Below are 23,365 nucleotides of genomic sequence, written 5' to 3'. Positions count from 1 at the left end.
ATTGTGACCGAAAAGCGGGTCGGGCTTGGTTACGCCGCTTGGGGTAATCCCACCACCTGGGTGTGGGCACCGCGGGCCTGGGTCACACCGATGGTGCGTGTGGCCGCTCCAATCATCGGACGGCGGTGGCTGACCACGAGGAACTGGGCGGCATCGGCCTGCTGGGCGATCAAGGCGGCCAAGCGCTCCACGTTGACGCCATCGAGGAAGCTGTCGACCTCATCGAGGGCATAGAAGGGGGAGGGACGGAAGCGCTGCAGCGCAAAGAGGAAGCTCAGGGCGGTCAGGGACTTCTCGCCGCCGCTCATGGAGGCCAGGCGGCGCACCGCTTTGCCCTTGGGGTGGGCCACGAGGTTCAGGCCCCCGTCGAGAGGGGCCTCGGGGTTCTCGAGTTGGAGGAAGCCTTCACCATCGGAGAGGCCCGCAAAGATGTCGCGGAAGTGCCCATCGACGGCGTTGAAGGCCTCCATGAAGGCCTCCTGGCGCAGGGTCGCCACGGTCTCGATCCGCAGCAGCAATTCCTCGCGCTCCTTGCAGAGGACATCCAGGCGCTCCTGCAGGTCCGCCAGCCGGGTCTCCAGTTCCTCGAGCTCCTGCAGGGCAAGCATGTTGACCGGCTCGAGGGCTTCCATCCGCTGCTGCAGGCTCTTCAGTTCGGCCTGAAGGGCCTCGAGGCCGTTCTCGCGCACCTCATCGGGAATCTCCAGCAAGCGATCAGGCAGTTCCCGCTGCAGCTGTTCAAGTCGGCTGCCGCTGCTGCGCTCCTCCTCGGCCAGGGCCAGGAGTTCTTCGCCGAGGCGCTGGAGCTCCCACTCCTGCTGCTGTAGGGCCTGGCGCTGCTTGGCGAGTTGCACCTCCGCTTCATCGCGGGCGCGGCGCCGTTCCCCGAAGCGGGTTTGCAGCTCCTGTTGTTTGGCCTCGAGCTCGCTGCGCTTCTGCTGGTCGGCCTGGTGCTGTTCCTTCCATTGGCTGCGCTCGGCGATCAGGGCGTTCACGGCCTGGGCGAGCCGCTGTTCTTCGCCGCCGAGGGCCTGCAATTGGCTGCTGACCCGCTCCGCGGCCAGTCCCCGCTCCCGGCGGGCGGCGAGCAAGTTGTCCCGTTCCTGCCGGGCCTGGGTCAGGGCGGCATCGGCGGCTTCGAGATCCTGCTGGAGCCCTTGCCAACGCTCGCTGTCGCCGCTGGCCTGGGCGCTGGCTTCGCTGGCCTCCAGTTCCTGCAGGGCCTGTTGCAGCGGGCTGAGTTCCGTGGCGATGGTCTGCAGGCGCTGCTGACCGCCGCTGAGGTCGGTCTCGATCTGCTTGATCCGTGCCGTCAGTTGATCGCGGCGCTCCTGCAGGGGGCCATGGGCCCGTTGGGCTGCCGTGCGTTCGGCCTCCAGGGCGGCTTTGCGCTGCTCGAGGCGGCTGAGCTGCGGGCGCAGTTCCTCAAGAGCTCGTCCGAGCTCGGCCTCTTTGCGCTTGCAGGCCAGCAGGGTTTCACCGAGTTCCAGCAGGCGCCGGCGCAGGGGCTCGGCTTCATCGGCGTCGCTGGCCGCGCCAAAGCTCAGCTGGTTGCCGCGCTGCTGGAAGCAGCCGCCGGTCATGGCCCCGCTCTTCTCGAGCAGTTCGCCATCGAGGGTGACGGCGCGGCAGCGGCCCAGTTCGCGGCGGGCGCTGGCGAGGTCCCGGAAGACCAGGGTGTCGCCGAAGACGTAGCGGAAGACCTCGCCATAGACGGGCTCGAAGCGCACCAGTTCCACGGCGCGCCCCACCAAACCGTCGCCGCCGACGGCACCACCGCCCCGCTCGAAGGCGGCGCCATTGCGCATCGCCCCACCGCCACCGCGGATCTTGTTGAGGGGCAGGAAGGTCAGCCGTCCCGCCCGGCGGCTCTTGAGCAGGTCGATCGCCCGGGCCGCAATGCGGTCGTCATCGACCACGACCTGGCCGAGGCGGGCCCCGGCGGCCACTTCGAGGGCGAGGCGATGGGCTTCCTCCACGTCGCCGAGTTGGGCGACGGGACCATGGATGCCCTCGAGTCCGGCCTCCAGCAGCAGGCGCAGGGCCCCGGTGCCGCGGCTTTCCTGGATGGTCTCGCGGCGGGATTCCATCCGAGCGATCTCCCGCTCCAGGTTGACCTGTTCCTGTTCGAGCCGCTGGCGGGTGCGTTGCTGGAGGGCGAGGGCTTCGGCGAGCTCCTGGGCGCGGGTCTGCTGGGTCTTGAGGTCGTCGAGGAGCTGTTGCCACTCCTGCTCGAGTGCGGTCAGGGAGCTGGAGACCCCATCGCTGCTGGCGGCGTCCTGTTGGAGTTGCTCCTGGAGTTCGCCCAGGCGCTCCTGCTCCTGACGCAGGCGCTCGACGAGTTGCTGTTGCTCGGCCTGGAGCGGGGAGATCTTGGCCTGGAGGTCCTGGCGCTGGCGGCTGCGCTGTTTCTGTTCTTCTAGCCAGCTGCCGCTACGGCCGGCCACTTCCCCGAGGCGCCGGCGGGAGAGTTCGACGGCGGCTTCGGCGCTGCGGCAGTTGGCTTCGGCCTGCTCGAGGCTGGCTTGGTCGTCGGCGCTGTTCAGCTGGCTCTGCTGTTGCTTGAGGTCGGCCTGCTGGCGGCCCAGCTCCATCCGTTGGCGCTGCAGCTCTTCGGCGCCCTGCTGGTGCTTCTCGGCTTGGCGGCTGAGCTCCCGGGCGCTGGCCTCCAGACCCGCCAGCTCCGATTGCACCGCCAGCAGCTGGTCTTCGCCGAGGGCCTTGACCTCGGCTTGCAGCGCCTCGAGGGCCTTGGCTGAGCTTTCGAGGGCGGTGCGGCCTTCACTGACGCTTTGGCGCTCGCTCTTTTGCTGGCGTTTCAGCGCCTCCTGGCGGCTTTGCAGTTGCTTGAACTGGCTCTCGGCCTGCTCAAAGCCCAGCACTTGCTCTTGGAGCCGGCCCCGCTGGAAGCGGTCCCGCAGCTCTTGATAGGTGCGGGCCTTGGCGCAGTCCCGCTCGAGCTTCTGGCGGGAGACCAGCAGTTCCTGCTGGACGATGGCGCAGCGCTCTTCCCGGTCTTGGACGTCGGAGAGCTTGGAGCGAGTCTGCTCGATGCGGGAGTCAAAGAGGGCCACCCCGGCCAGCTCATCGATGATTCCGCGGCGGTCCCGGGAACTCATCGAGACGATGCGGGTCACGTCGCCCTGCATGACGACGTTGCTGCCCTCGGGGTCCACCCGCAGGCGCCGGAGTTGGGTTTGGAGCTGCTGGAGATTGCAGGGGACGCCGTCGGCGCTGTAGGTGCTGGCGTAGGTGCCGCCTGGGGCGATGCGCAGCCGGCGGGTCACCGTCCACTCGGTTTGCCCGGGTTTGATCCAGGGACCCTCTTGGGGCGCCTCAAGGCCCTGTTCGGCCTCATCGGGCTGCCAGTCGCTGAGGTCAAAGCGAACCGAGACCACCGTTTCGGCGGCCTTGCCCTGCTTCAGCTTGGAGCTGTTGACGAGGTCAGGGAGTCGCTCAGCCCGCATCCCGCGGCTGCTGGCGAGGCCCAGGCAGAAGAGGACGCCGTCGAGGATGTTGCTTTTGCCCGAACCATTAGGGCCGGTGACCACCGTAAACCCTTCGTCCAGTGGGATCGACATCGATCCGCCAAAGGACTTGAAGTGGGTCAGCTCTACCTGATTGATGTGAACCAACAGGCCCGAGCGTCGAGCACCAGAAAAGTAGCCGACCCGCTGTCGATTTCAAGGCATGGTCATTACGGTGTGGTGGCTGTCCCAAGGCCCCATGGACTCAGGCACGACCAGCAACGGTGTCCCCCACGAGCCGATGCCGGAGCAGCCCTGGCGGGCCAAGATCGAGCCGGAACCAGACGAGCCGCCTGAAACCGGGCAGCCTGAGAGCGAGCCCGTTTCCCCGGTCGCGACCCTGTTCCGCGAGCAGTTTGAGCAGTTCCTGCCGACGATTCAGCGGGAGTGGCCCGAGGTGGCTCGTCACACCCTGGAGGCCACCCGCGGCAGCTTGGACACCGTGGTCGAGGTGATCGCTCGCCAGACCGGACGCACCAGTGACGGTGTGAAGGATCAGCTCTTGGATCTGCTGACCCTCGGCGAGGACCAGGCCCAGCAATGGGCGGATTCCCTGCGGCCCCTGGAGGAGCAGCTGGAGCAGTTACTCGACGACCTCAATACGAATCTGCGGCCGCGCATCGAGAAACCCGTGCGGGAGCGCCCCTTGATGGCCTTGGGTTTGGCTGCTGGAGTGGGTTTGTTGTTGGGTCTGATGCTCTCCGGCCGCCGTTCGTCATGACCAGCTCCGACTCTTCTTCCCCGCAAGATGCGCCGCGGCGTGGGGTGCCCCTGAAGGCGGCGTCTCGGATCACCGGTCTGGTGGCCTCGGTGATGGACCTGCATGTCCGCATCGCCCTGAAGGAGGCCGATCGGGAGAAGCGCCGCCTGATCGGCGGTGTGGTCCTGCTGATGGCCGGGTTCTCGGCGCTGCTGATGGCCTGGTTAGCGGCCGATGTGGCGCTCCTGGTTTGGTTGCATCAGAGCTGGGCTTGGAGCTGGATCCATGCCGCCCTCGGGGTGATGGGCATGAACCTGCTCTTGAGCGGACTCTTCTTGCGGATCGGCGGCCTGATGACGAAGGGCCCCTACCTGCCTGAAACGCTGGCGGGGCTTACGAAGACGACGCGGGCGTTGGTCGGTCGCTGAGCCAACGGCAGAGGCTCGGTAGGGACAGTCCCTGCAGGCTGAGGTTCAGCATCACCGTGATGAAGATGATGGCCTGGCAGTTCTGGGCCAGCAGGACGGCGCTGGTGTCGCTGGGCACGCCCCGCAGCATCGGGATGGCCGTCATGACGTTGAAGGAGAGCGCCAGGGGCACCGCACCGCGCAGGCCGCACCAGGCCACCAATAGCGACTCCTTAAAACTGAAGGGCGACATTTGTTGGAAGACCAGGACGCTCAAGGGGCGGGCGACGAGCATGAGGACCGCGGCGGTGGCTAGGCCGGCGGGAAGGGCCGGCAGCAGCTGATTCGGATTCACCAGCAAGCCGAAAATGAAGAAGATGCTGATCTCCGTCATCGTGTTGAACGGCAGCAATACGTCTTGGATGCTTTGGTGATTGATCTCCGGTTGGTTGTAGTGCTCGTTGGTCATTAGGAGACCGGTGATATAGACCGCGACAAATCCAGATCCACCGAGAATCTGGGTGCAGCCGTAATCCATAAAGGCGATGGAGATCGCCACGATCAGCAGTTGCTCGCGATCGACCACTAAGCGGTTAATCATCAAGCGGGCGATGTAGCCGAAGCCCAGGCCCACTAAGACGCCAGAGCCGGTCTTTTGCAGCAAGCTGGAGAAGGCGCTGATGATCACCTCTGGCAAGGCTTGGCCTTGCACGCCAACGGTGAAGAGACTGGCGGCAACGCTGAACAAAATCAGCGCCGAAGGGTCATTCACCGAGGACTCGAATTCCATCAGGTCCTGCACCTTTTGAGGGACATGGCGTTGGACTTGGCGCAGGACCCCGAGGGTCGCGCCGGCATCCGTTGACCCCAGGCAGGCGGCCACTAGAAGTGCGGCCCCCAGGGGGATGGCGTTGCCGAGTCCCGGGGTGATCGCGCTGCCGCTTTGGGAGGTCAGCCAGACGATGGCGGCCCCCAGCACCAGGGTCGAGATGGCGACCCCGGCAATGGCGAGGACGAGTCCGTACTTCAGGAAGCCCCGGATGGCTTGGATGTCTGTTTTCAGGCCGGCATAAAAGAGCAGCAGGGCCAGGGAGAAGGTCTGGAGACGCTCCACCTCCGAGGGATGAACATCCAGGATCTGGAGATTGATCAGGAGCCCTAAGAGCAGGACGCCAAGGACGGCGGGAAGGCCAATCCGAATCGAGAAGCGACTGATGATCAATGTGCCGAGATACACCGCGCCGATAAACAGCAGTTGAATCTCAAGCGGGACGCTCATGAGCCCCTGGGTACTCGCCAGCACATGCCCCATGGTGTTAACGGATCTCGTAGTGGAGCCAGCGGCAATCGATGCCGCCATTGCTCACGGGAATGCGCCGGCTGGCTTTCATCCGCAGCGCTCCGGTGAGCTCCGGGTTGCCGCTCAGCAGCCAGAGGCTCCAGCCGCTGCAGCGTTCTTTCACCATGGCCCCCAGATCGGCGTAGAGCTGCTCGAGTTCCTCCCGTTCGCCGATCCGCTCGCCATAGGGCGGGTTGCAGACCAGGACCCCGGGGCCGCTGGGGGGCTCCAGCGTCCGGAAGTCGCCGGTTTGGATCGTGATCGCCTCGTCCAGGCCGGCGGCCTGGGCGTTGTGGCGGGCCTGATCGGCGACGCTCGCGTTCTGCTCGCAGCCCAGCAGCACGGGCAGGGTGCTGAGGGGTTGCTCCCGGGCCTGGGCGCGCCGTTGTTCCTCCTCCCAGAGCTCGGCGTTGAAGTCGGCCCAGCCCTCGAGGGCAAAGGGGCGATGCAGGCCGGGGGCTTGGGAGAGGGCCCAGCTGGCGGCTTCGATCAAGAGGGTGCCCGAGCCGCAGAGGGGGTCCACCAGGGGAGTCGTTCCATCCCAGCCAGTGAGGCGAACCAAGCCGGCGGCCAGGTTTTCTTTGAGGGGGGCGAGGCCCATGGCGCTGCGGTAGCCCCGGCGATGCAGGCTGCCGACGGAGCCATCCAGGCTGAGCCGGGCTTCCTGGCGGTTGAGGTGGACATGGAGGGAGAGGTCCGGCTCCTCAAGATCGATGGAGGAGCGCTCACCCCAGAGGTTCCGCTGCAGATCGACAACAGCGTTTTTGACCTGCAGGGCCGTGTAGTGGCTATGGCTGAGCCCTGGATTGCTGCCGCTGACATCGACGCGGAAGCTCATGGAGGGGTGCAGCCAGCGCTCCCAGTCGAGGGCGTTCTGGATGCCGAAGTAGAGCGACTCGCGGTCATGGCAGGGGAACCGCGCCATTTCCCGGAGGAAGCGGAAGGGGTAACGGCATTGCAGATGCAGCCGATAGAGGCAAGCCATGTCCGCTTCGAAGGCCGCGGCACGCCGCAGGGGTTCCACCTGCTTGGCCCCCAGCTTGATGAGCTCCTCAGCGCCAATCTCCTCGAGGCCCTGGGGGAGCACCGCAATCCCTTGGATGAGGCCGCTGCGGCGATGGGACTGCTGGCGCCAGGCCTCTGTCATGTCATCGATGAAGGCGGTCGGTCACCCGTCCATCGGGCGGTCTCTCTCATTGTGCGTTCACCCTGCAGAATGAGGGGGTCCGGTCTTGACCGGACTAGGTGGCTCACACCAGTGTTTCGGACAGCGGTTCGATTCCGCTCAGCTCCACTCCAAGGGGCTGCAATGGTTTCGACGGGGCATGAGGAGGGTGACTGAAGCCTGCTCGGTTAGAGCGAACCCGTAACAGCGAACAACATCGTTCGTTTCTCCCGTCAGACCGCCCCTGTGGCTGCCTGACCCTAATTAAGGGAGATGGGGTCAGATCAGCCTTATCAACCAAATGATCCATGGGGGCTGGGAGGCCCCTTCAAATCATTCCAGTGCAGGGGATCTTGGTATTACGCCAGATCCTCCAAATTCGCTTCCAGACAAAAATCTAGACAAGATCCCGCCGGTCTTCAGCGGCATGGATAAAGCGGAGGCTTTGGCCTACGTCTCGCGTCTGTTTGACGCCGCCATGGCCGGGGCCGTGCTCTGGGGAGACGACCTTCTCTTGAAGCGTTTTCTCGAACAGTGCAGCCGCACCGGGAGCCAGGAGACCATCAACGGCTACGCCCGAGAGCTGCGCCATTTCGTTCGCTGGCGAGATGAGCTGCACCCCCACCTGCACCTGCGGGAGTTGGACCCGGCCCTGGTGGATGACTGGGTGTCCTCCCTGCGGGAACAAGTTGCCGCTGGCCTGATGAAGCCGCGGACCTACAACCGCCGGATCGCTGCCATCAGCTCGCTCTACCGCTGGGCCTCGGAGCCCACGCGGTCAGCCGTGACCGGCATCCCCCGGAATCCGATGCCGCGCCGCGCCACCTACATGGTCCCGAAGCTGGCCAAGCCAATGTCAGAGGACGATCTCGGCATGGTGCTGGCCACCATCGCCAGAGCTGCCGCCACCAGCACCACCGCCCGCCGTGACTTCGTGATGGTGAAGGGCAGTTATCTCCTGGGCTGCCGGGTGTCCGAGCTGTGCCGCTTGCAGTGGAAGGACATCGAGCCGCTGGATGGCGCTGGCCAGGTTCACCTCCTCGGCAAGGGCAGCAAGCCCCGCACCGTTCGCATCAGCACCCCCACGCTGGAGCTGTTCGAGTCGCTGGGCCGCGGCGCTCCCGAGGACTGGCTCTTTCCAAGTAATAAAAGGAATGGGCGATTGACCCGGCAGGGGGTGGCCGCTCGCATGGCCAGATGGGGAAAGGCTGCCGACGTGCACCTGTACCCGCACCGTTGCCGTCACACCCATGCCACTCATGCAATTCGGCGGGGGGTGGACGTTTTCACGCTCTCGGCGACGCTCGGCCACAGCTCAACGGGAACCACGTCTAATTACGTTCTTGCTGAGCCTGGCGAGAGTTCATCTCTCCGGCTGGGTTGATGGGCCGTTCTAACGACGAGTTGGCTCGGCTTTTCCCGGGCACCACCCTGCACACCCACTGGAGAGGTGGTGGCTTTATCGGCATTGATGCCAATTACGTCTGCATGTGTATGCAGTGCTGTGCAATTCATCGTGAGGCGTGGGTGGAATTCCGCCAGGCCCGGGCTTGATTCTCGCAACAATCAAAACCCTAATTATATCAACAGCTGTTGTTGGTTGCCTTTAGTTGATTTTTGACGGCGCCGGGCGGTCGCTCGCGGTAACAATCGAGCATTAAAAAAAGGGGGCGGCCTTGGAAGCCAGCGCCCCTTGTTCATTGAATGCTAGGGCGTTCCTCGCTTCTATATTTTGCCAGTAGTATCTGATTGCTCTGTAGTTTTAGTGGATAGAAAGTTGCTGCTAGATGAATGATTTATTCTCGGCTCCTGCAAGTTTCAATAGTGCTTTCTACCATTCACAGGAGCTACCCCGACGCATTGCCGTTGTTCGCGGGGATCGTGTTGATCGCCCACCGCGAACTGATCGTCCAGCTGTATAATTCAGACGCTGATGGCCGCGGCTGGGTGTGAGCCTTTAGTCCGTTTGTGAGGGCAAAGCTGACACCGTCTATTTCAGCTCTCATCTGCCATCAAGGCCAGGTATTCTGCAATTAAACAACCTTTTTCAATGCAGCGTTCATTGCACTTGTCGTTATCGCTGAGTGGTGTTGCTGCATTGTTACTCTCCAATGGCGGACTGCTGCCTGCAGCGGCCCAGGAAGCAAGTGGTGCAGAAGACCTTGGTGTGATGAGCATCAGCCTTGAGGATGTGGTCAAGCCCACCATTGGGATTCAAGGGGCATTGCAAGGAGCAGGAACACCAAACCAAGCAGGTATTGGTGGGTTTTGGCCGCTTTCTGTTGGTGACAACAGCGTCTGGTTTCTTGATGCCCTTGCCAACATCAACTTCGCTGATCGTGAGGGTGAGAGCAGCATCATCAACACCGATGTTGCTGGCACCACGATCAGCACCTCCTCAAGGCTTGGTTATCGCTGGCTGAATGGTGATCGCAGCTGGATGTTTGGTATTAACGGTGGCTATGACAGCCGTCCGATGAATACAGGTGGAACCGATACAGGCGTCAATGTCAGCGGTGCTGAGACGAGTGCTTTCTTCCAGCAGGTGGCTGTTAATGCAGAAGCTGTTTCTAATGACTGGAACTTTAATGCCTATGCCTTGATTACTGTTGGTGATACTGAGCAGAAACTGAACTGGTTCTATCAAGGTGGTGCACTGGATACCTATGGCCTTGATGTTGGTTATTTCATCACTCCAGCCGTTAATGCTTCTGTTGGTTACTACTACCAAAATGGAGATATGGGCGAGGTTGATGGTGCTGGCGTTCTTGGTCGCTTGGCTTATGAGATCAGTAATGGCTTAACGGCAGGAGTGAATATCTCCTATGACGAGGCATTTGATACAAGAGTTTCAGCAGATCTTAAGGTTCGCTTTGGTGGTGCATCTACAACAGTGAAGCGCAAAGATGTTCATCGACACACCGTAATCAATGCCCTAACATCAACACCAAGCAATAGGGATGTACGAGTTCATGACGGTCCCGTTGACGATCCCGATAACGCTTGGGCTGTGTTTTTGCAAAGCATTGGCGGCGGCGGCGGGCCAGGCGGGAGCGTAAACAATGCAGCTGCTGGAGGGAATCTAACATCATCCTAATTAAAGCTATGCCGTTTCGAGCTTTTCGAACGGTGGGATTAGTTCGTATGGGGTGTTGTTGCAAAGCCTTGGCGGCGGCGGCGGCGGGCCAGGTGGCGTGATCACCTCCAATGCTTCTCCTCAGGCTTCTCCTCAGTAAGATCAAGCGTTCGCAGTTTGCGCTTATGGAGTTGATTCAGCCTGACTTAAGTGTTGACTGATTGGTGAGATTAATGAAATGAGACCCATGCAATGTCGGAGGCTTTTTGGCTATTCATATAACTTCAAAATACGCCCGCTTTGTTTAATGCCCGAAGCGATTGGCCTTCTAAGGGATTTTGAGTCAGTCATGAGTGAGTGATTAGTGCAAGCCCGTGCGCTGATAAACTTCATCGGCGTTATATGCACTTTGAAGTTGTTTCCAGTCGATGTCGTGAACATCATTTGGGGCTTGCCGACTTAGCGCTTCATATGCCCAGCTGTAGTGAGCAGTAAAGACAACGCTGGGGTGATGTGTACCTGCTAAAACAAGGCCAAATTCTATGATCGACTTCCGAATAAACCGATCACAAATTGGACCCAGATATGGTGGCATCATTCCCCAGATCGGTAATACACGAAACGACGATGGGTAAAACACATAACAGGATGTATCTACATGGCGATGTTCTAGATCTTCTTCGGACACGCCCGGAATCTGTGTGCCATCGGGTAGTGCACACACCCGACCCATTGCTAAAACATCTGCACTGGGGTGCTGCTGTCTGAGTTTTTCTATCGTGTTGATGTGCCAAGGCTGAAACCAGTTATCAGCATCTAGGAGGAGGATTGGCCAATAGCCCTGATTAATAGCGGAAATTGCTCCAACGCATCGCGGAGTGTTGCCATTATCTCCGTGCGATATGGGGAGGATGATGTGATCAACATCCCACCCATCAACTTCTTCACGTGGATGGCCATCAGCCACCATCACATGCCGCAACCTCCAATCTCCATATTGCCGTAAACAGCTGAGGTGGCATCTCCAAAGCACTTGGATTGATTCTTTGTGGTAAGGCGTGATTACAGCTGCACCTTTAGGGCCCATCACGGCGATGCACTCTCCTTTCATTCTCTCATCACTCTCGGTATTAGGAATCTGCATCTCAGTGGATTGGAGCTTTAAAGGGTATCATCCTCACCACGATTATAAGACTGAGATCAAAATTAAATCCCCTAGGCATTGATTTAATCTTATTTGCTATTTCCCTCATCCAGGATTGCGAAAATATGGTATCCCTATTAGGCATAGTCTCTCCTCAATTCTTGTTACTATGTGGATAGGTATCCACACATTGCGCTTTGAGAGTTAGTGATATATCTGCTCTTACACTTCTTGCTAATGATCTGACAATGTTGCGGTGATCTTGCATGAGCTAGTGCGGTGAACTCTTAGATCTCCGGTTGCGATGAGTAAAAGTCTTTGCATATTGGTTTTGCTGGTGGTTTTACACATGGCATGAATTTACCCTTTGACTACCATATGATTTGCTTGCTGTTTAATATCTAAAGCTTTGATTGTATTCGAGATCTTAGTTTATCCATTATTCGAATCTGTATAAGTTGAGGTGGAAGCAGATGGCGTAGTTTGTGGGGTGGTATTTGCTGTTGTGATTGTAGGAGCCGAAGACTGAGAACATAACTTGGTTATCAGAGCGGCCTGAGATGCTTCTGAGAAGGCATAGTTTCCTACGTGCGTTAACACAAATCGCTTCGAGATATAAATGCGCCCTCCAAGTTTTCGCCAGCGATTGCAAAATATCCAATCTTCACTCATGAAAACTTTTTCCCCAAATAGTCCGCATTCAAAAAATGCATACAGATATTTATTGATTGCAGGGTTAAGACCGCAATCATCGCTATATTTTAGTTCTGGCATGCTTTCTGCCATGCGAAAAAAAACCTCTTTTTTAATCATAAGAAAGCCTGTCCCAATGCGTTTAACTTCAGCCTTTGAATCGTCAGTCTCCCCATCTTTGATTGGATTAAGCACGTAATCGATTGGTAGGCTCTTTTTTGGGTAGCCACCTCCAATTACGTCTACATCCTCCTGAAGGAGCATCTGGATGTACTCTGGATCGAAGCCTATATCGGCATCTAGGAACATCAGATGAGTCGCACGAGTGTTGTGCATTGCTCTGGCTACAAGAGTATTTCTTCCCCTCGGAATCAGGCTTTCATTAACCAAAGTATCCATACTCCACTCCAGGTCCCACAGTGGTGCTTTGGATATGAACCTCACAAAACTGGTGAAGGTAGCTTCCGAGATCTGACCCCCAAAGCAGGGAATGAGGAAGTGGACATGCATGTCGTTGCTTCAAATCTGTACTGATTTTACGTTGAACTCTGACTGCATTCATTCAAATGCTTAAATAGAACATGCTGACATCAATCGCTAAATAACGTGAAACCTTCGCGCTGTTCGAGTCGCTCGGCCGCGGCGAGGCGGAGGAATGGCTGTTTCCTTCTGACCGTCGGGACGGCCCCCTGACCCGTCAGGCAGTCGCCGGTCGAATGGCGAAGTGGGGCCAAGAGGCTGGGGTCCGGCTTCATCCGCACCGGTGCAGGCACACCCACGCGACCCATGCCATTCGCAGAGGGTGCGACGTGTTCACGCTGCAGTGCACGCTGGGCCAGTCGTCGGCATCGACGACTGGTGGGTACGTTGCCGCTAACCCTGTAGATAGTTCGTCGCTGCGGTTGAGCTGAAGCGTCTGTAGAGATTTGCAGTGCGTGAATCTTTGATTCACGCGCCGCGCAGGATCGCTCCTCCAATCTTTGGGTTGATTGAATTCGTATTTAGTTACTTCCAGCCGACTTGAGTCATCAAAGCCAGTGCTGGTTTTAACTGCTTCGAGAGATTGCTAATCGATACCCCGTCCGATGTAAAGTCTCCATATTCCCTGAGCTTGTTAGAAGAACTGCTTCCCATTATGGGGTATTCATAGGTAGAGCTCGCGAGAGCAGAACTTCCCTGTTTTGAGGTTAGGAACTCCGCTAGCTGGATTGACTCCTTATAGTTCTTGGCAGAGGTAGCAATTCCGATGGCGCTAATGTTGACATGTGCAGGTCTGGGTAGAATCAGTCTGACATTCTTCGTCAATTCAGCATCTCGTTTTCCATTCCCACCAGCTTGCATCCTCGCCAAGTAGTAGTGATTGACAACACCAACACCGCATTTGCCTTGGGCGACTGCCCGTATCAATGCTGTATCACTAGAAAAGAACGGCTCGGAAACGTTTCGGAGCATCCCATTAAGCCATTGCTTGGCTTTGGTCGGTCCTTTTAGAGCGATTTGGCTTGCTACCAACGATTGGTTGTAGACATTTTGTCTCTTTCTCAAGCAGAGCTTGTCTTTAAGTTCCGGAGAAGCAAGATCTTCGTAGCTTCGAATCAATCCAATATCCACACGACTTGGATTAACAATAATTCCCCTGATGCGCCGCGTCATTCCGAACCACCTTCCTTTGGGATCTCGATACTCACTTGGGACCTGACGAACCAGGGCGCTGGTAGCTGATGGCTGTAGAAGGCCCTGATCTGCTGCTGACTGAATTCGTGCAGCATCGACCAGAATGATCACATCGGCATTGGCGCGATCTCCTTCGCGTTTGAGGCGTTCAACTAACGAGACACCTGTTGCCTCAAGAAGGCGAACACGGATGCCTGTCAGATCAGAGAACTGCTTGAAGACTTTTCGGTCTGAATTATAGTGACGACCAGAATAAACACGAACCTCCGCTGCTTGGGTCAGGGCTGGAGCAGTCACCCAAAGAGAAAGGAGGGCGATGATGTATTTTTTCACTTGAAAGACCTTGCTTGCTTCATTTTAGATCAGGGCAGGCTGGGTACTGGTGATTTATGTCACCTGCTCGGGTCTGATCTTCCACCTTGACTGCACTAAACTTTAGGAAAGGCAATACTCGTATGGATGTCCTTTCTGCAGAGCTGATCTCATGCGGTGAGTCTAGAAAGTTCAATGAAGAACTTGCTGAGACCTTTGACAGTTGGCGCGATGGAGTCTTGAGTGCCGGTCCTCAGGCGTCACTCGTCAAAAAGAACCAGCAGCTCGATCCATCGAGCGAGGTTTCCCGCAGGATTTGCTTATCGATCAAAGAGAAGCTGCTGACCAACCCTCTTGTTCAGGCATTTTCAATACCCAGGCGAATTCACAGCATGATGCTCTCGAAGTATGAGCCTGGTGATGGCTATGGTTGGCATGTGGACAACCCATTTACTTCTTATGGCAGAAGAGATCTTTCGTTTACGGTTTTCTTGAGCGATCCTGATGCTTATGAGGGTGGGCGCCTGGAGATTCAAGGTATTCAATCGTCTGAAAGCTATCGTCCGAGTATGGGTGATGTAGTTGTCTACTCAAGTGCATCTATTCATCGGGTCACCACAGTAGAAGAAGGAGTCAGGTACGCTTGTGTTGGCTGGATCGAAAGCTACGTCAAATCAGCCGAAGACCGTCAACTCTTATTTTCTCTGAATGCGGGTGCAAAAGCGCTCCTTGCAAAGTATGGGAGGAGTGACGAACTTGATCTTGTGTTTCAGGCTTACACGAATGCGATGAGACGACTTTCAAGCTGATAGTGATGTATCAAGGGGCTCCATATGAGTCAATAAAGTCTATAATTATGGCAATCCAATGACCCCAATGAAAAAATCCCCTGCTGCAATTCTTTTGGCGGCGACAGCAGCTCTCGCGACCCAGCCAGTTTTTCCTGCATTCTCCCAGTCTTCGCCTCAAGGCGGTTTTCAAGAGTGGACGACTGACCAAGAAGTTGATGATGAGGCCAAGCCAGATGCTGAACTGAAAGCCTTTAAGAAGCAAGCCGAGCAAGAAGAGGTTTGTGTGCCGATTGGAGAAGGTGAAAATTGTTGGTAGTTCTTATTTCAGAAGCCCTCCTAGCCGAGGGCTTTTTTGTGGCCAAAAAAAGGCCTCCTTTCGGAGGCCAATGATTTTGTGAGGTTCAGAATTTGAACGTTGTTTTTACCAGAGCTCCAAGAGTGCCGAAGGAATTAGCGCCAGTTCCACCGTACGTGTCATTCGTGCCAGTCAGCTCACCGAAGGGACGAGAAAGATAGAAGACCGCAGGCGTCACAGTGACGTTATCTGAAACTGCAAATTGGTAGTAGAGCTCCATGGCATAATTGCCGTCTTCAGGTGTAGTGCCGCCAGATCGTACCGTTTCGAATTGGGGCTGACCAATAGCAAAGCCTAGAAGATTTCCTTCGATAAAAGCGTCAGCCCAATTCAAGCCAATCATCCAATCTTGAGATTGAAATTTTTCACCAGTGCTGAATTCGGTTTCAGAGCTTTCGAATGCAGTTAACCCCCAGCCTGCACTAACGCTTGGGATCCAGCCTCGGTTCTGAGGTCTCCACCATGCATTTAGTGCAACAGCATTGGCAGAGTCGAACCCACGAGAAACAGAAACATCACCACTGCTTACAACAGTGGTGTTTGCGCCCAGTGGCGTTCCATAGCCGACCGTTGCACCCTTTTGAATGTAGGCATAGGCGGCTGTCAAGTTCCACGAGCTGGTGCCGTATCCGGCCTGAGCCAAAAACTTACCCTTCGAGTCTGCAGTACCAATACCGCTATCCCCCTTGGTCCCGTTCTTAGCGGTGTAATTCGCACTGACGCTGAACCGGGGGGTGTTGCGGCCTTTGTAGGATTGCTTCCAGCTAACACCAGCACCAGGTGCCGTGCTTGCTCCATATACGCCGTAGTAGCCACCAAGCTTAAATTGCTTAAGTATCTGGCGATAGACGCTAGGCGTACTCCCCACCATGTAATAGTTCTCGATTAGCGGACCAACCCAAAACTTTAGGTTGTTGCCAACGGGGAACTGATACCAAAGCTTATCTACCTTGACAACATTGCCAGTCTCCTTCGCAACATCCAGCATCGTCTGATTGCCGGTGTAACCCTTACCCGAGAAGAGGTTTTTGCCGAAGTTTCCTGTACGCAGTCGTGTGTACAGCAGATCTTTGCCTGTGAAGCTGGTGTCGAGGTTTAGCGTCAGGCGATAGTTAAAGGTGACAGTGTCCTGACCGTTGTAGGCACCGCTCGAAGTCGTGAGCCCCGAAGTGTCCCCTGTGTAGGCTCCGCCGCCAATGACAAAATCGGCCTTACCGCGAAGTTTGGTGGTGGTGGAGAACTTGGTTGCTTCCAGCTCGCCGACGCGGGCCTCGAGGCCGTCCACGCGACCGCGGAGCACAGCCAGCTCACGCTCGAATTCCTTCATCAGGCGCTTGAGCTCATCGGTCACTTCAGTGACCCGGTCGAGGCAAGCGTTCAGCAGTGCGGCCGCTTCATAGCGGGTCATCGCACGGTTGCCGCGGTAGGTGCCGTTGGGGTAACCAGCGACGCAGCCGTAGCGCTCGATCAGGTTGCTCAGTGCCTGATAAGCCCAGTCGGTGGGCTGCACGTCGGAGAACTGGGTGATCGAAGTCACCTGCTCTTCGGTGCCGTACTGGCTCAGGCCAGCAATGTTGACGTCAGAGGCGTTTGCAGCGACAGGAGCCAGAAGGCCCAGAGCTGCAGGCGCCAGAAGAAGCTTCTGGAACAGTTTCATTGGTCCTCACACCAAAGAGGCTCTCGCAAGTCTGGTGCCTTCAATTAAGCGAGTTGGTCGCAATGACGCGAGATGATGTATCAAAAGAGACGTTGGCGGGTATTTGTCTGTCCTTCGCGACAGCATGGCCTTCGCAGCCGTTCCTGTCCTGAGGAAGAGGCAGAGGCAGTGTTCATGCTTCCCACGCCTCGATCAGCGGCCACCGCACCGCACTGTCGTTAGCGTCCCATAAATACATGGCCGGCAGGTGCCGAGGCTCTGTCGTTGCCTGACGGCGGAATCTTTTTCGTACGAAAAGCAGAACATCTGCGGGCCTGTGATCGGGTCTATGACGACTGAGTGGCACTGGAGTCCATTCGGTCGTAATCGTTATTGCGTTAAATCTTCTTGCGCCGTCCACGGCCAACAAAAATGGGGGGGGGTGGTTAATACCTGCCCCCCTTCTTGCGGGCTAGTGGTGAATAGCCAGCTATCCCTTCTGTAGAGCTAAGCCGACCCTTGCTCGGACTAAATCTAGCATGAAAACATTATAATCTTGTAGAGCTGACTGACTTTTGGCGCTGTAATGAATGATCAGTTCCGAAGTCCAGGCGGTCGCAAAAGCGATTGCGGCAACAGCAGCCCACCACCCGGGCGTTCTGCAGAAGCTCGTGCCGATGTTTGTCGGGATGACGGCCTTGGCCCACAGGGAAATGCTGCTTTACGTCCTGGACCTGGAAATGGCACAACTCGATCGACCGCCTCAGTCACCAGAGACCGAGTCGACGAGCTGCACCGACTGATCCTGGAAGGCAACCCCAACTCCTCTTGTGTCTCTTTTGCGCGACAACAGTGGGGGGTCTCACGAAGCCAGGGCTATCGGCTGCTGAAGAAGGCTTGGGCCCAGATCAAAGACGACATCGATGGGAGCGGTATCGACCGGCAGGAGCTGCTGTCCTGGTCAATCCAAACGTTGATGGCAGCAGCTGGGCAGGCGATGCAGCTGAAGAACCCGGGCGCTGTGGTGGCCTGCATCCGGCAGCTCGATCACATGACCGGCACCGGATACAACTCCCACCGCGGCCACCTACGGCGCTAAATCGAATGATGGCCCTGGGCGCTGACCAGAAAGGATTCCGCGGTCACTCGAACCACCAGTACCGACGCCTCTGACTCAATACACCACACACGCTTGGAGTTGCTCCCGCAGTGTGGTGTGGTCGATGTCGCGGCCGATCAGCACCAATTGATTTTTGCGATCACCGGTCCAGTCGGTGTCGTCGATGGAAAAGCGTTTGCCTGCCAGATGGAACACATGGCGGCGTTCGCTTTCGTTGAACCAGAGGATTCCCTTGGCCCAGAACACCTCCTGGGGCATCTGGTTGTCGAGGAAGTTCTGGAACTTGCGTAGGGAGAAGGGGTCATCACTTTGGAAGGACACGGAGGTGAATCCCTCGATGTCCTGATGGTCACCGTGCTCATGGCTGTGGTCATGCCCATGGTCATGGCTGCAGTGGCCATGGTCGTGGTCGCAGTCGCTGTGATCCAGGCTCGGATCGTCAGCAGGGGAACTCACCTTGTCGGATTCGAACAGTCCAACGCTGAGCAGCAGGGGCAGAGGCACATCTCCTTTTACCGACCGCAGGATCCGAGCGTCGTTCTTTACGTCCCTGAGTTGCTGCTCGACAGCCTCAAGCCGCTCCTCTGAGACGAGGTCGCACTTGTTCAGCAGCAGGATGTCGCCATAAATAACCTGGGCCCGGCCAACTTCCGTGTCGAGCACGACGTTGTCGAAGTTTTCTGCATCGATCAACGTGATGATCGAATCCAGGCGGGTTTGGTCCCGCAGCTCACTGCCGAGGAAGGTCATCGCAACTGGCAGGGGATCGGCCAGACCGGTGGTTTCGACGACGATGTAATCGAGTGGTTCTGGGCGTTCAATCACCCGTTCCACCGCCTCCATCAGCTCGTCGTTGATTGAGCAGCAGATGCAACCGTTGCTCAGCGCCACCATGTCTTCATCGGTGGTGACGACCAGATCGTTGTCGATTCCGATTTCACCGAACTCATTCACCAGCACCGCGGTCTTCACCCCCTGCTGATTGCTCAGGATGTGATTCAGCAGCGTGGTCTTTCCCGCTCCGAGAAAGCCGCTGAGAATGGTGACGGGGACGTTGGCAGTGGCGGGTGTAGTGGTCATTGGGTCAGAAAAAATACAGAGGTGATTTCTGAGATCAAAGGTTGTGAAATGACTTTTTCGTGATCAGGAGAGCAACTCACTCAGCAGTTGGTGCGACTAAACATCTCGAGACATGGCTGTCAGCCAAAGCCCCGCCCCGAAGCGTTGGAAGGTTCTCCCGCAATTCGAAACTCGATGTGATCTGTGGCGGGGTCATAGAGGGTGTAGTGCTTCCCTCCGCCAATGCCGATCACGCTTCGCTTGGGAACAGCCTGCTCACTTTGCTGTTCACCGGCATGGTCTTTGACGTGGGATTGGATGGACCCACCGGAAAGCTCCAGTCGGAACTGACGACGACACCGCGCTGTAAACAGACGGTTCACGTCTAGCCGTGTCAGCCGATCCAGCAGCACCAGGGCTGAAGTGTCTTCCGTCAGCCGGTCGCCGACGTCAGCAGAGCTGCCATGAATCAAAGCGCAGTCGAGTTCGATGAAGCCGAACTGCAGCGATGCCAGCCAGTTGAGATGATCGGGGTCCACCGCAGCAAGAAGCTCGCCAACCGCCGCCTCGCCCTGCTCGGCTCTGAGGCCTTCAGCCTTCCGTTCGCCGCGGTAACCACACTCCGCCAGAAGTTGCTCTTCCCACCAGCCATAGATGCAGTCGGGCTGAAGATCACCGCGTTTCGGCTGCCTCAAACGCTCGAGCAGTGCATTGCACTTGGGTTGTGATCCGATCAGATCACCGAGAACGAAGAGATTGGCAACACCCCGTTGTTGCTTCAACTCTCTCTGAATCTGTTCGTACAGATCCAGGTCTCCTTGGAGACCACTCACCAGGGCCCAGCGTTCCATCAGCGCTCACACACGTGGCTGGCGTCTTCAGCCCGCTCGGCATATTCGAAGCCGTGGCTGAGCCTCCAGGCAAACACCTCCGGTAGACCCGCATCAACGATCGCTCGACAGGTTTTGGCGACGTCGTAGTCGACCTCACGAATCGTCACCTCTCCGGTGTTGTCGTTATGGATGACGTAAGTGGCTTTAGTGCTTCCATGACGCGGTTCCCCCACAGAACCAGCGTTAACGATCCGCCGCATCGGCAGTTCCATCTCCTGTTCTGTTGGTGCGCCTTGATCACGTTGTTGCACCTTCACCCGAATGGATCCCTGGCGTAGTTCGCGCACATAGGGCTGGTGGGTGTGGCCGCAGAACAAGGTTTCCGCCCCTGCTGTTTCCACCCGCTCAAGGGCCGCAAAGGCATTCATGTCGGGCAACAGATATTCGTGCTGACTGTTCGGACTTCCATGCACAAACAACAGCTTGTCGCGCCGCAGTGTCATCGGAAGTTCAGCCAGAAAGGCCTTGTTCTCCTCCGTCAGCAGATCGGCTGTCCAGTGATGGGCGCGATGACCTCGTCGTTCTGCCAGCTGGGAGGGATAGCTGCATTCACAGGCATTCAGACCGTCAATGATGTCCTCGTCCCAGCAGCCCTGGCAGGTGGGAATCTCGCGCTGACGTACCAGTTCCACCACCTCATTGGGCTGGGGTCCGTAGCCCACAAGATCGCCAAGGCAAGTGATGGTTTGGATGCCCTGGGAGTCGATGTCGTCGAGCACCGCCTCCACGGCGGCAAGGTTGGCGTGCAAACAGGAGATGACGGCGTGGTTCATGTCAATCAGCCTTGCGAAGTGGGTTGTTGTTGCTGGAGCTGTTGTTGCTGCATGGCGAGCACGTCATCCGCGAGCAGACAGTCGTTGATGGTGGCTTGAATGGCTTCAGGGTTGAGTGCCTTGCCCTGAACAACGAGCTCTGAGGTTCGACTGGGGCGACCCTGAGGTGGTGCTGTGGCTTCCAGGGGAAGGAACTGGGACGACTCCTGGCTCACCATCCAATTGCAGAAAAACGCCCGCCCGTCAGGAAGATTCATCAGGCCTTTGGCGCGGTACACATCGCCGTAGGCACCGTTCACGAGTTCAAACCAAAAGCTGCTCAGGCTGTTGGGATCCCAAACACAACCCGAAAGAGAGGTGTGCCAGGCCTCGAGCTTGCTGAACTCCAGGGTGTCCTTTGCAGGCAATTCAGGGTCTCGCCCGAAGTGCAGGAGTATGTCGGGGTGCAGCTGCAAGGCCTCCAGCTTGGAGCGAACGTCGTCTCCCAGCCCTTCAACTCCTTCCTTGCTGGGGGGATGGAACTGCTGCACTTCGATCAGGGTCAGCCCATCGTTGTCCTGCTTCAGATCCGTTGCGTTGGCTGTTGCCGGTTCCTCAAGCCTGGGCACCTGGTCCTTGAGCCAGGTCAGGTCGATTCCGCTGTCTTCCCCCTGTTCAAGCCCCGCTGCCTTCTCTCCCTCCAGCCGCAGGTAGGCGCAGGGGCCTTGATGCTGCTGAAGCCTTTGGAGCGCCCAAGTTGTTTTCCCGCACCCCGGAGGGCCTGAAATCAGGCACACCTGGCCCATCGCAACCTCCTCGACATCCGAGAATCATTCTTATTATTGGCCTCCGTCGCTGCCCTGTCTCGTCCCCATGGAAGTTTGGTGTCGCTTGCCATGAGCGTTGCTTGCATCTTCCGCTAGGTGTTCTGTCTCAGCAAGTTGGTCAGTTCTCAGAACGAGCAATCGAGGTTGAGCGGCGGGATTGTCTCGGGCTTGGAGTTGTCCGAGTCAACGTCGAACCCAGATCCCACAGGGGGTTTGAGCTGTTGTCTCGCCGCCTCACCCTTTTCCGCACAACCGGGCAGGGACTGTTGATGCCTCCCTGTTTCTTGTCCTTCACTCCTTTCACTAAAAGGAGGTGAGGCATGAGACAAATCGCCCGGACTCTTTGCTGCCGCTGCTGGTTGAGGCGCCTCACGCCCCCTTGCAGATGGTGAGGCTGCCGAGGCGGCACGGTAGTGAGTCCACAGCCTGACCTTCACGCCGTGGCGGCGTGTCTGTTGCTTGGGCGGCTTGCAGCCGTGCTCCTTCAATGCCTCTTTGACGTAGTGGCGATCGGGCGCCTGAAGGTTGCACCGTTCGATGCCCGCCAGGCACTCATCGAAGGTGAACTGATCACCCGGGATCGTGCCGTACCGGAGCCAACGACCGACGGTTGCCTCGAACGGGTTCTCCAGTTCGAAGCCTTTGTTTCGCTGGTTGCTGGCTTGCTGGTCTTCCGCTGTCAGGAACGGACGCTCGCCCGCCTGATAGGCCAGGGCAGCGCTTTTCCAGATGCGGTCGCGATCAGCCTCAATCCGATCACAATCGATTTGGCCGGTCTCGATAACTAGGAAGCGCCGGTGGCCGGTGGCATCCCTGAGGAAGTCGTCTCGGTTGCAGGTGCTTCTGCTCATGGCAGTAGCTAGCGACCGAGCTATCAAGGGGGCCGACACCTACAAAGCCTGCCTTCGTTCTGACGGGTTAGGTGCCGAGGGGGCGGTGGGGACGCCGCCCTTCTCGGTGTGCGCTTTCCTGGCGAAGATGAGGAGCTAATGCCATGCGATACGAGTTCGCTAACCCCGTGTTAGCGGAAGAAGTCTGATGGAGCCTCTCGTTATCTCGCCTTCAGGAAATGCCAGATCTCAAGAAGACACCAATTAACGATGTTCGCTTCAGATACAACTCATACTAAACAGAAGGCAGCCTCCTCGAAATGAATACATGCATCCCGCTTCCGGTAATCGCTATTACCTTCGCCTGCATCTTTGCCGTATACCTGCTTGCGAATGAGCACGCAGATCCAGTCCTGCGGAAACTCAAGAAAGTAGTCTTATTTTTACTGGCTGCACTTTTCCTGCGAGTCAATATTAGCGCTTTGGCCGGTTTTTACACCAGCAAGCTGATTGGTTGGTGGGAATATGATTAGCAGACAATAGCTTTATCCACGATTGCGGGCGTAGGTTCATGGTATGTCCTTTTTCAAGCATTTGGACTACTGTAGTCGATGTCAGGTAAGTAATGAACAGGTTTAAGCATTAACCAGTCACCTGGGAGCATGCAAGCAGCGCATTCATCCCGGTTTTATCAAGTGAGTGTGCAGTCATCAGGGCACGACTTACTTCGTATCGGCGGTATCAAACCATTAGCCAGCTGCCGCCCTTATCAATGGGACGGTTTCCACCCACCCAACGCCGGTCTCGAAGCTCTTAGACCTACGCAGCGCTGACGCAGTCGCTGTGAGCGCAAACCTCCGTGGCTAGTCATCCCAGGGAGGTTTTTTCTTGACTGGTCGCCTACGGGTCGCCTACGACTGGCTGCTTCGAGAACCTCAGGCCTAGTCCGTAGTCCCACACACAACGCTCAATTGGTGACCAAAGAGACGTCACCAACTAAGTGCTGGCCGCACTATCGATCCGAGACCTTCGAATGGGTTTCAAGGGAGAACCTGGGGCGGGGTG

The 23,365-nt window shown here is 57.5% G+C and carries 22 protein-coding genes; 10 read left to right on the top strand and 12 right to left on the bottom strand.

The window, feature by feature from the left end:
* Nucleotides 1–29: 29 nt before the first annotated feature.
* Entirely contained in the window at nt 30–3,635 is a 3,606-nt protein-coding gene (gene smc, locus H0O22_RS07290) for a chromosome segregation protein SMC (protein WP_185186072.1), read from the bottom strand.
* A 91-nt stretch (nt 3,636–3,726) separates the two neighbouring features.
* On the opposite strand from smc, the gene H0O22_RS07285 reads away from it, so the two are divergent.
* A complete protein-coding gene (locus H0O22_RS07285) occupies nt 3,727–4,248 on the top strand; it encodes a hypothetical protein (RefSeq protein ID WP_255439205.1) in 522 nt (173 codons plus the stop codon).
* Nucleotides 4,245–4,655 (top strand): phage holin family protein, encoded by a 411-nt coding sequence (locus H0O22_RS07280; RefSeq protein ID WP_185186071.1) that lies wholly within the window; start codon nt 4,245–4,247, stop codon nt 4,653–4,655. Before H0O22_RS07285 ends, H0O22_RS07280 begins: the two co-directional genes overlap by 4 nt.
* Here H0O22_RS07280 and H0O22_RS07275 read toward each other — a convergent pair.
* Both H0O22_RS07275 and H0O22_RS07270 read right to left on the bottom strand, forming a co-directional pair.
* Complete coding sequence (locus tag H0O22_RS07275) at nt 4,621–5,913, bottom strand: cation:proton antiporter (RefSeq protein WP_255439203.1); 1,293 nt, start codon at nt 5,911–5,913, stop codon at nt 4,621–4,623. The two genes, H0O22_RS07280 and H0O22_RS07275, sit on opposite strands and share 35 nt — an antisense overlap.
* Before the next feature lie 37 nt (nt 5,914–5,950).
* Complete coding sequence (locus H0O22_RS07270; protein WP_185186069.1) at nt 5,951–7,120, bottom strand: class I SAM-dependent RNA methyltransferase; 1,170 nt, start codon at nt 7,118–7,120, stop codon at nt 5,951–5,953.
* Between the two features lie 445 nt (nt 7,121–7,565).
* Between H0O22_RS07270 and H0O22_RS07260 the strand changes: the two genes are divergently transcribed.
* The 3 genes from H0O22_RS07260 (at nt 7,566) to H0O22_RS07250 (ending at nt 10,235) form a co-directional block, all read left to right on the top strand.
* Nucleotides 7,566–8,522: a tyrosine-type recombinase/integrase gene (locus H0O22_RS07260; protein ID WP_255439202.1), complete on the top strand. Its 957-nt coding sequence runs from the start codon at nt 7,566–7,568 to the stop codon at nt 8,520–8,522.
* Nucleotides 8,522–8,692: a hypothetical protein gene (locus H0O22_RS07255; protein WP_185186067.1), complete on the top strand. Its 171-nt coding sequence runs from the start codon at nt 8,522–8,524 to the stop codon at nt 8,690–8,692. Before H0O22_RS07260 ends, H0O22_RS07255 begins: the two co-directional genes overlap by 1 nt.
* 496 nt (nt 8,693–9,188) lie before the next feature.
* Nucleotides 9,189–10,235, top strand: coding sequence for a carbamoyl-phosphate synthase (locus H0O22_RS07250; RefSeq protein WP_255439200.1), 1,047 nt, complete (start codon nt 9,189–9,191; stop codon nt 10,233–10,235).
* A gap of 340 nt (nt 10,236–10,575) precedes the next feature.
* Here H0O22_RS07250 and H0O22_RS07245 read toward each other — a convergent pair whose 3' ends face one another.
* Both H0O22_RS07245 and H0O22_RS07240 read right to left on the bottom strand, forming a co-directional pair.
* Nucleotides 10,576–11,358 carry a glycosyltransferase family 2 protein gene (locus H0O22_RS07245; protein WP_185186066.1) on the bottom strand — a complete coding sequence of 261 codons (783 nt, stop codon included), beginning with the start codon at nt 11,356–11,358 and terminating at the stop codon, nt 10,576–10,578.
* A 432-nt stretch (nt 11,359–11,790) separates the two neighbouring features.
* On the bottom strand, nt 11,791–12,450 hold the full coding sequence (locus tag H0O22_RS07240) for a glycosyltransferase family 2 protein (protein WP_185186065.1): 660 nt from the start codon (nt 12,448–12,450) through the stop codon (nt 11,791–11,793).
* A 221-nt stretch (nt 12,451–12,671) separates the two neighbouring features.
* Between H0O22_RS07240 and H0O22_RS07235 the strand changes: the two genes are divergently transcribed.
* A complete protein-coding gene (locus H0O22_RS07235; RefSeq protein ID WP_370521512.1) occupies nt 12,672–12,962 on the top strand; it encodes a tyrosine-type recombinase/integrase in 291 nt (96 codons plus the stop codon).
* Between the two features lie 94 nt (nt 12,963–13,056).
* Here the strand turns inward: H0O22_RS07235 and H0O22_RS07230 are convergent, their stop codons facing one another.
* Nucleotides 13,057–14,058 (bottom strand): extracellular solute-binding protein, encoded by a 1,002-nt coding sequence (locus H0O22_RS07230; RefSeq protein ID WP_185186064.1) that lies wholly within the window; start codon nt 14,056–14,058, stop codon nt 13,057–13,059.
* An 86-nt stretch (nt 14,059–14,144) separates the two neighbouring features.
* Between H0O22_RS07230 and H0O22_RS07225 the strand changes: the two genes are divergently transcribed.
* Nucleotides 14,145–14,846, top strand: a complete 702-nt coding sequence (locus H0O22_RS07225) for a Fe2+-dependent dioxygenase (RefSeq protein ID WP_255439199.1) — start codon at nt 14,145–14,147, stop codon at nt 14,844–14,846.
* 67 nt (nt 14,847–14,913) lie between these two features.
* A complete protein-coding gene (locus H0O22_RS07220; RefSeq protein WP_185186063.1) occupies nt 14,914–15,144 on the top strand; it encodes a hypothetical protein in 231 nt (76 codons plus the stop codon).
* A gap of 85 nt (nt 15,145–15,229) precedes the next feature.
* Here H0O22_RS07220 and H0O22_RS07215 read toward each other — a convergent pair whose 3' ends face one another.
* On the bottom strand, nt 15,230–16,840 hold the full coding sequence (locus H0O22_RS07215; RefSeq protein ID WP_185186062.1) for an iron uptake porin: 1,611 nt from the start codon (nt 16,838–16,840) through the stop codon (nt 15,230–15,232).
* A 569-nt stretch (nt 16,841–17,409) separates the two neighbouring features.
* Between H0O22_RS07215 and H0O22_RS07210 the strand changes: the two genes are divergently transcribed.
* The gene (locus H0O22_RS07210; RefSeq protein WP_185188454.1) at nt 17,410–17,622 is read left to right on the top strand and encodes a hypothetical protein; all 213 of its coding nucleotides are present in this window, start codon (nt 17,410–17,412) and stop codon (nt 17,620–17,622) included.
* Nucleotides 17,623–17,795: 173 nt separating this feature from the next.
* Complete coding sequence (locus tag H0O22_RS13430) at nt 17,796–17,918, top strand: hypothetical protein (protein ID WP_370521415.1); 123 nt, start codon at nt 17,796–17,798, stop codon at nt 17,916–17,918.
* A gap of 75 nt (nt 17,919–17,993) precedes the next feature.
* Here H0O22_RS13430 and H0O22_RS07200 read toward each other — a convergent pair whose 3' ends face one another.
* The 5 genes from H0O22_RS07200 to H0O22_RS07180 form a co-directional block, all read right to left on the bottom strand.
* Complete coding sequence (locus tag H0O22_RS07200) at nt 17,994–19,019, bottom strand: GTP-binding protein (RefSeq protein ID WP_185186061.1); 1,026 nt, start codon at nt 19,017–19,019, stop codon at nt 17,994–17,996.
* Between the two features lie 119 nt (nt 19,020–19,138).
* Entirely contained in the window at nt 19,139–19,849 is a 711-nt protein-coding gene (locus tag H0O22_RS07195; protein ID WP_185186060.1) for a phosphoesterase, read from the bottom strand.
* Complete coding sequence (locus H0O22_RS07190) at nt 19,849–20,664, bottom strand: metallophosphoesterase (RefSeq protein WP_185186059.1); 816 nt, start codon at nt 20,662–20,664, stop codon at nt 19,849–19,851. The genes H0O22_RS07195 and H0O22_RS07190 overlap by 1 nt, the downstream gene beginning before the upstream one ends.
* Nucleotides 20,665–20,669: 5 nt before the next feature.
* Nucleotides 20,670–21,449 (bottom strand): GTP-binding protein, encoded by a 780-nt coding sequence (locus H0O22_RS07185; protein ID WP_185186058.1) that lies wholly within the window; start codon nt 21,447–21,449, stop codon nt 20,670–20,672.
* A gap of 146 nt (nt 21,450–21,595) precedes the next feature.
* A complete protein-coding gene (locus tag H0O22_RS07180) occupies nt 21,596–22,321 on the bottom strand; it encodes a VapE domain-containing protein (RefSeq protein ID WP_185186057.1) in 726 nt (241 codons plus the stop codon).
* Nucleotides 22,322–23,365: the final 1,044 nt, after the last annotated feature.

The organism is Synechococcus sp. LTW-R, from assembly GCF_014217875.1.
Classification (GTDB): Bacteria; Cyanobacteriota; Cyanobacteriia; order PCC-6307; family Cyanobiaceae; genus Vulcanococcus.
The sequence above is the reverse complement of the archived record's forward strand: the minus strand, read 5'-3'. Positions and strand labels throughout refer to the sequence as shown.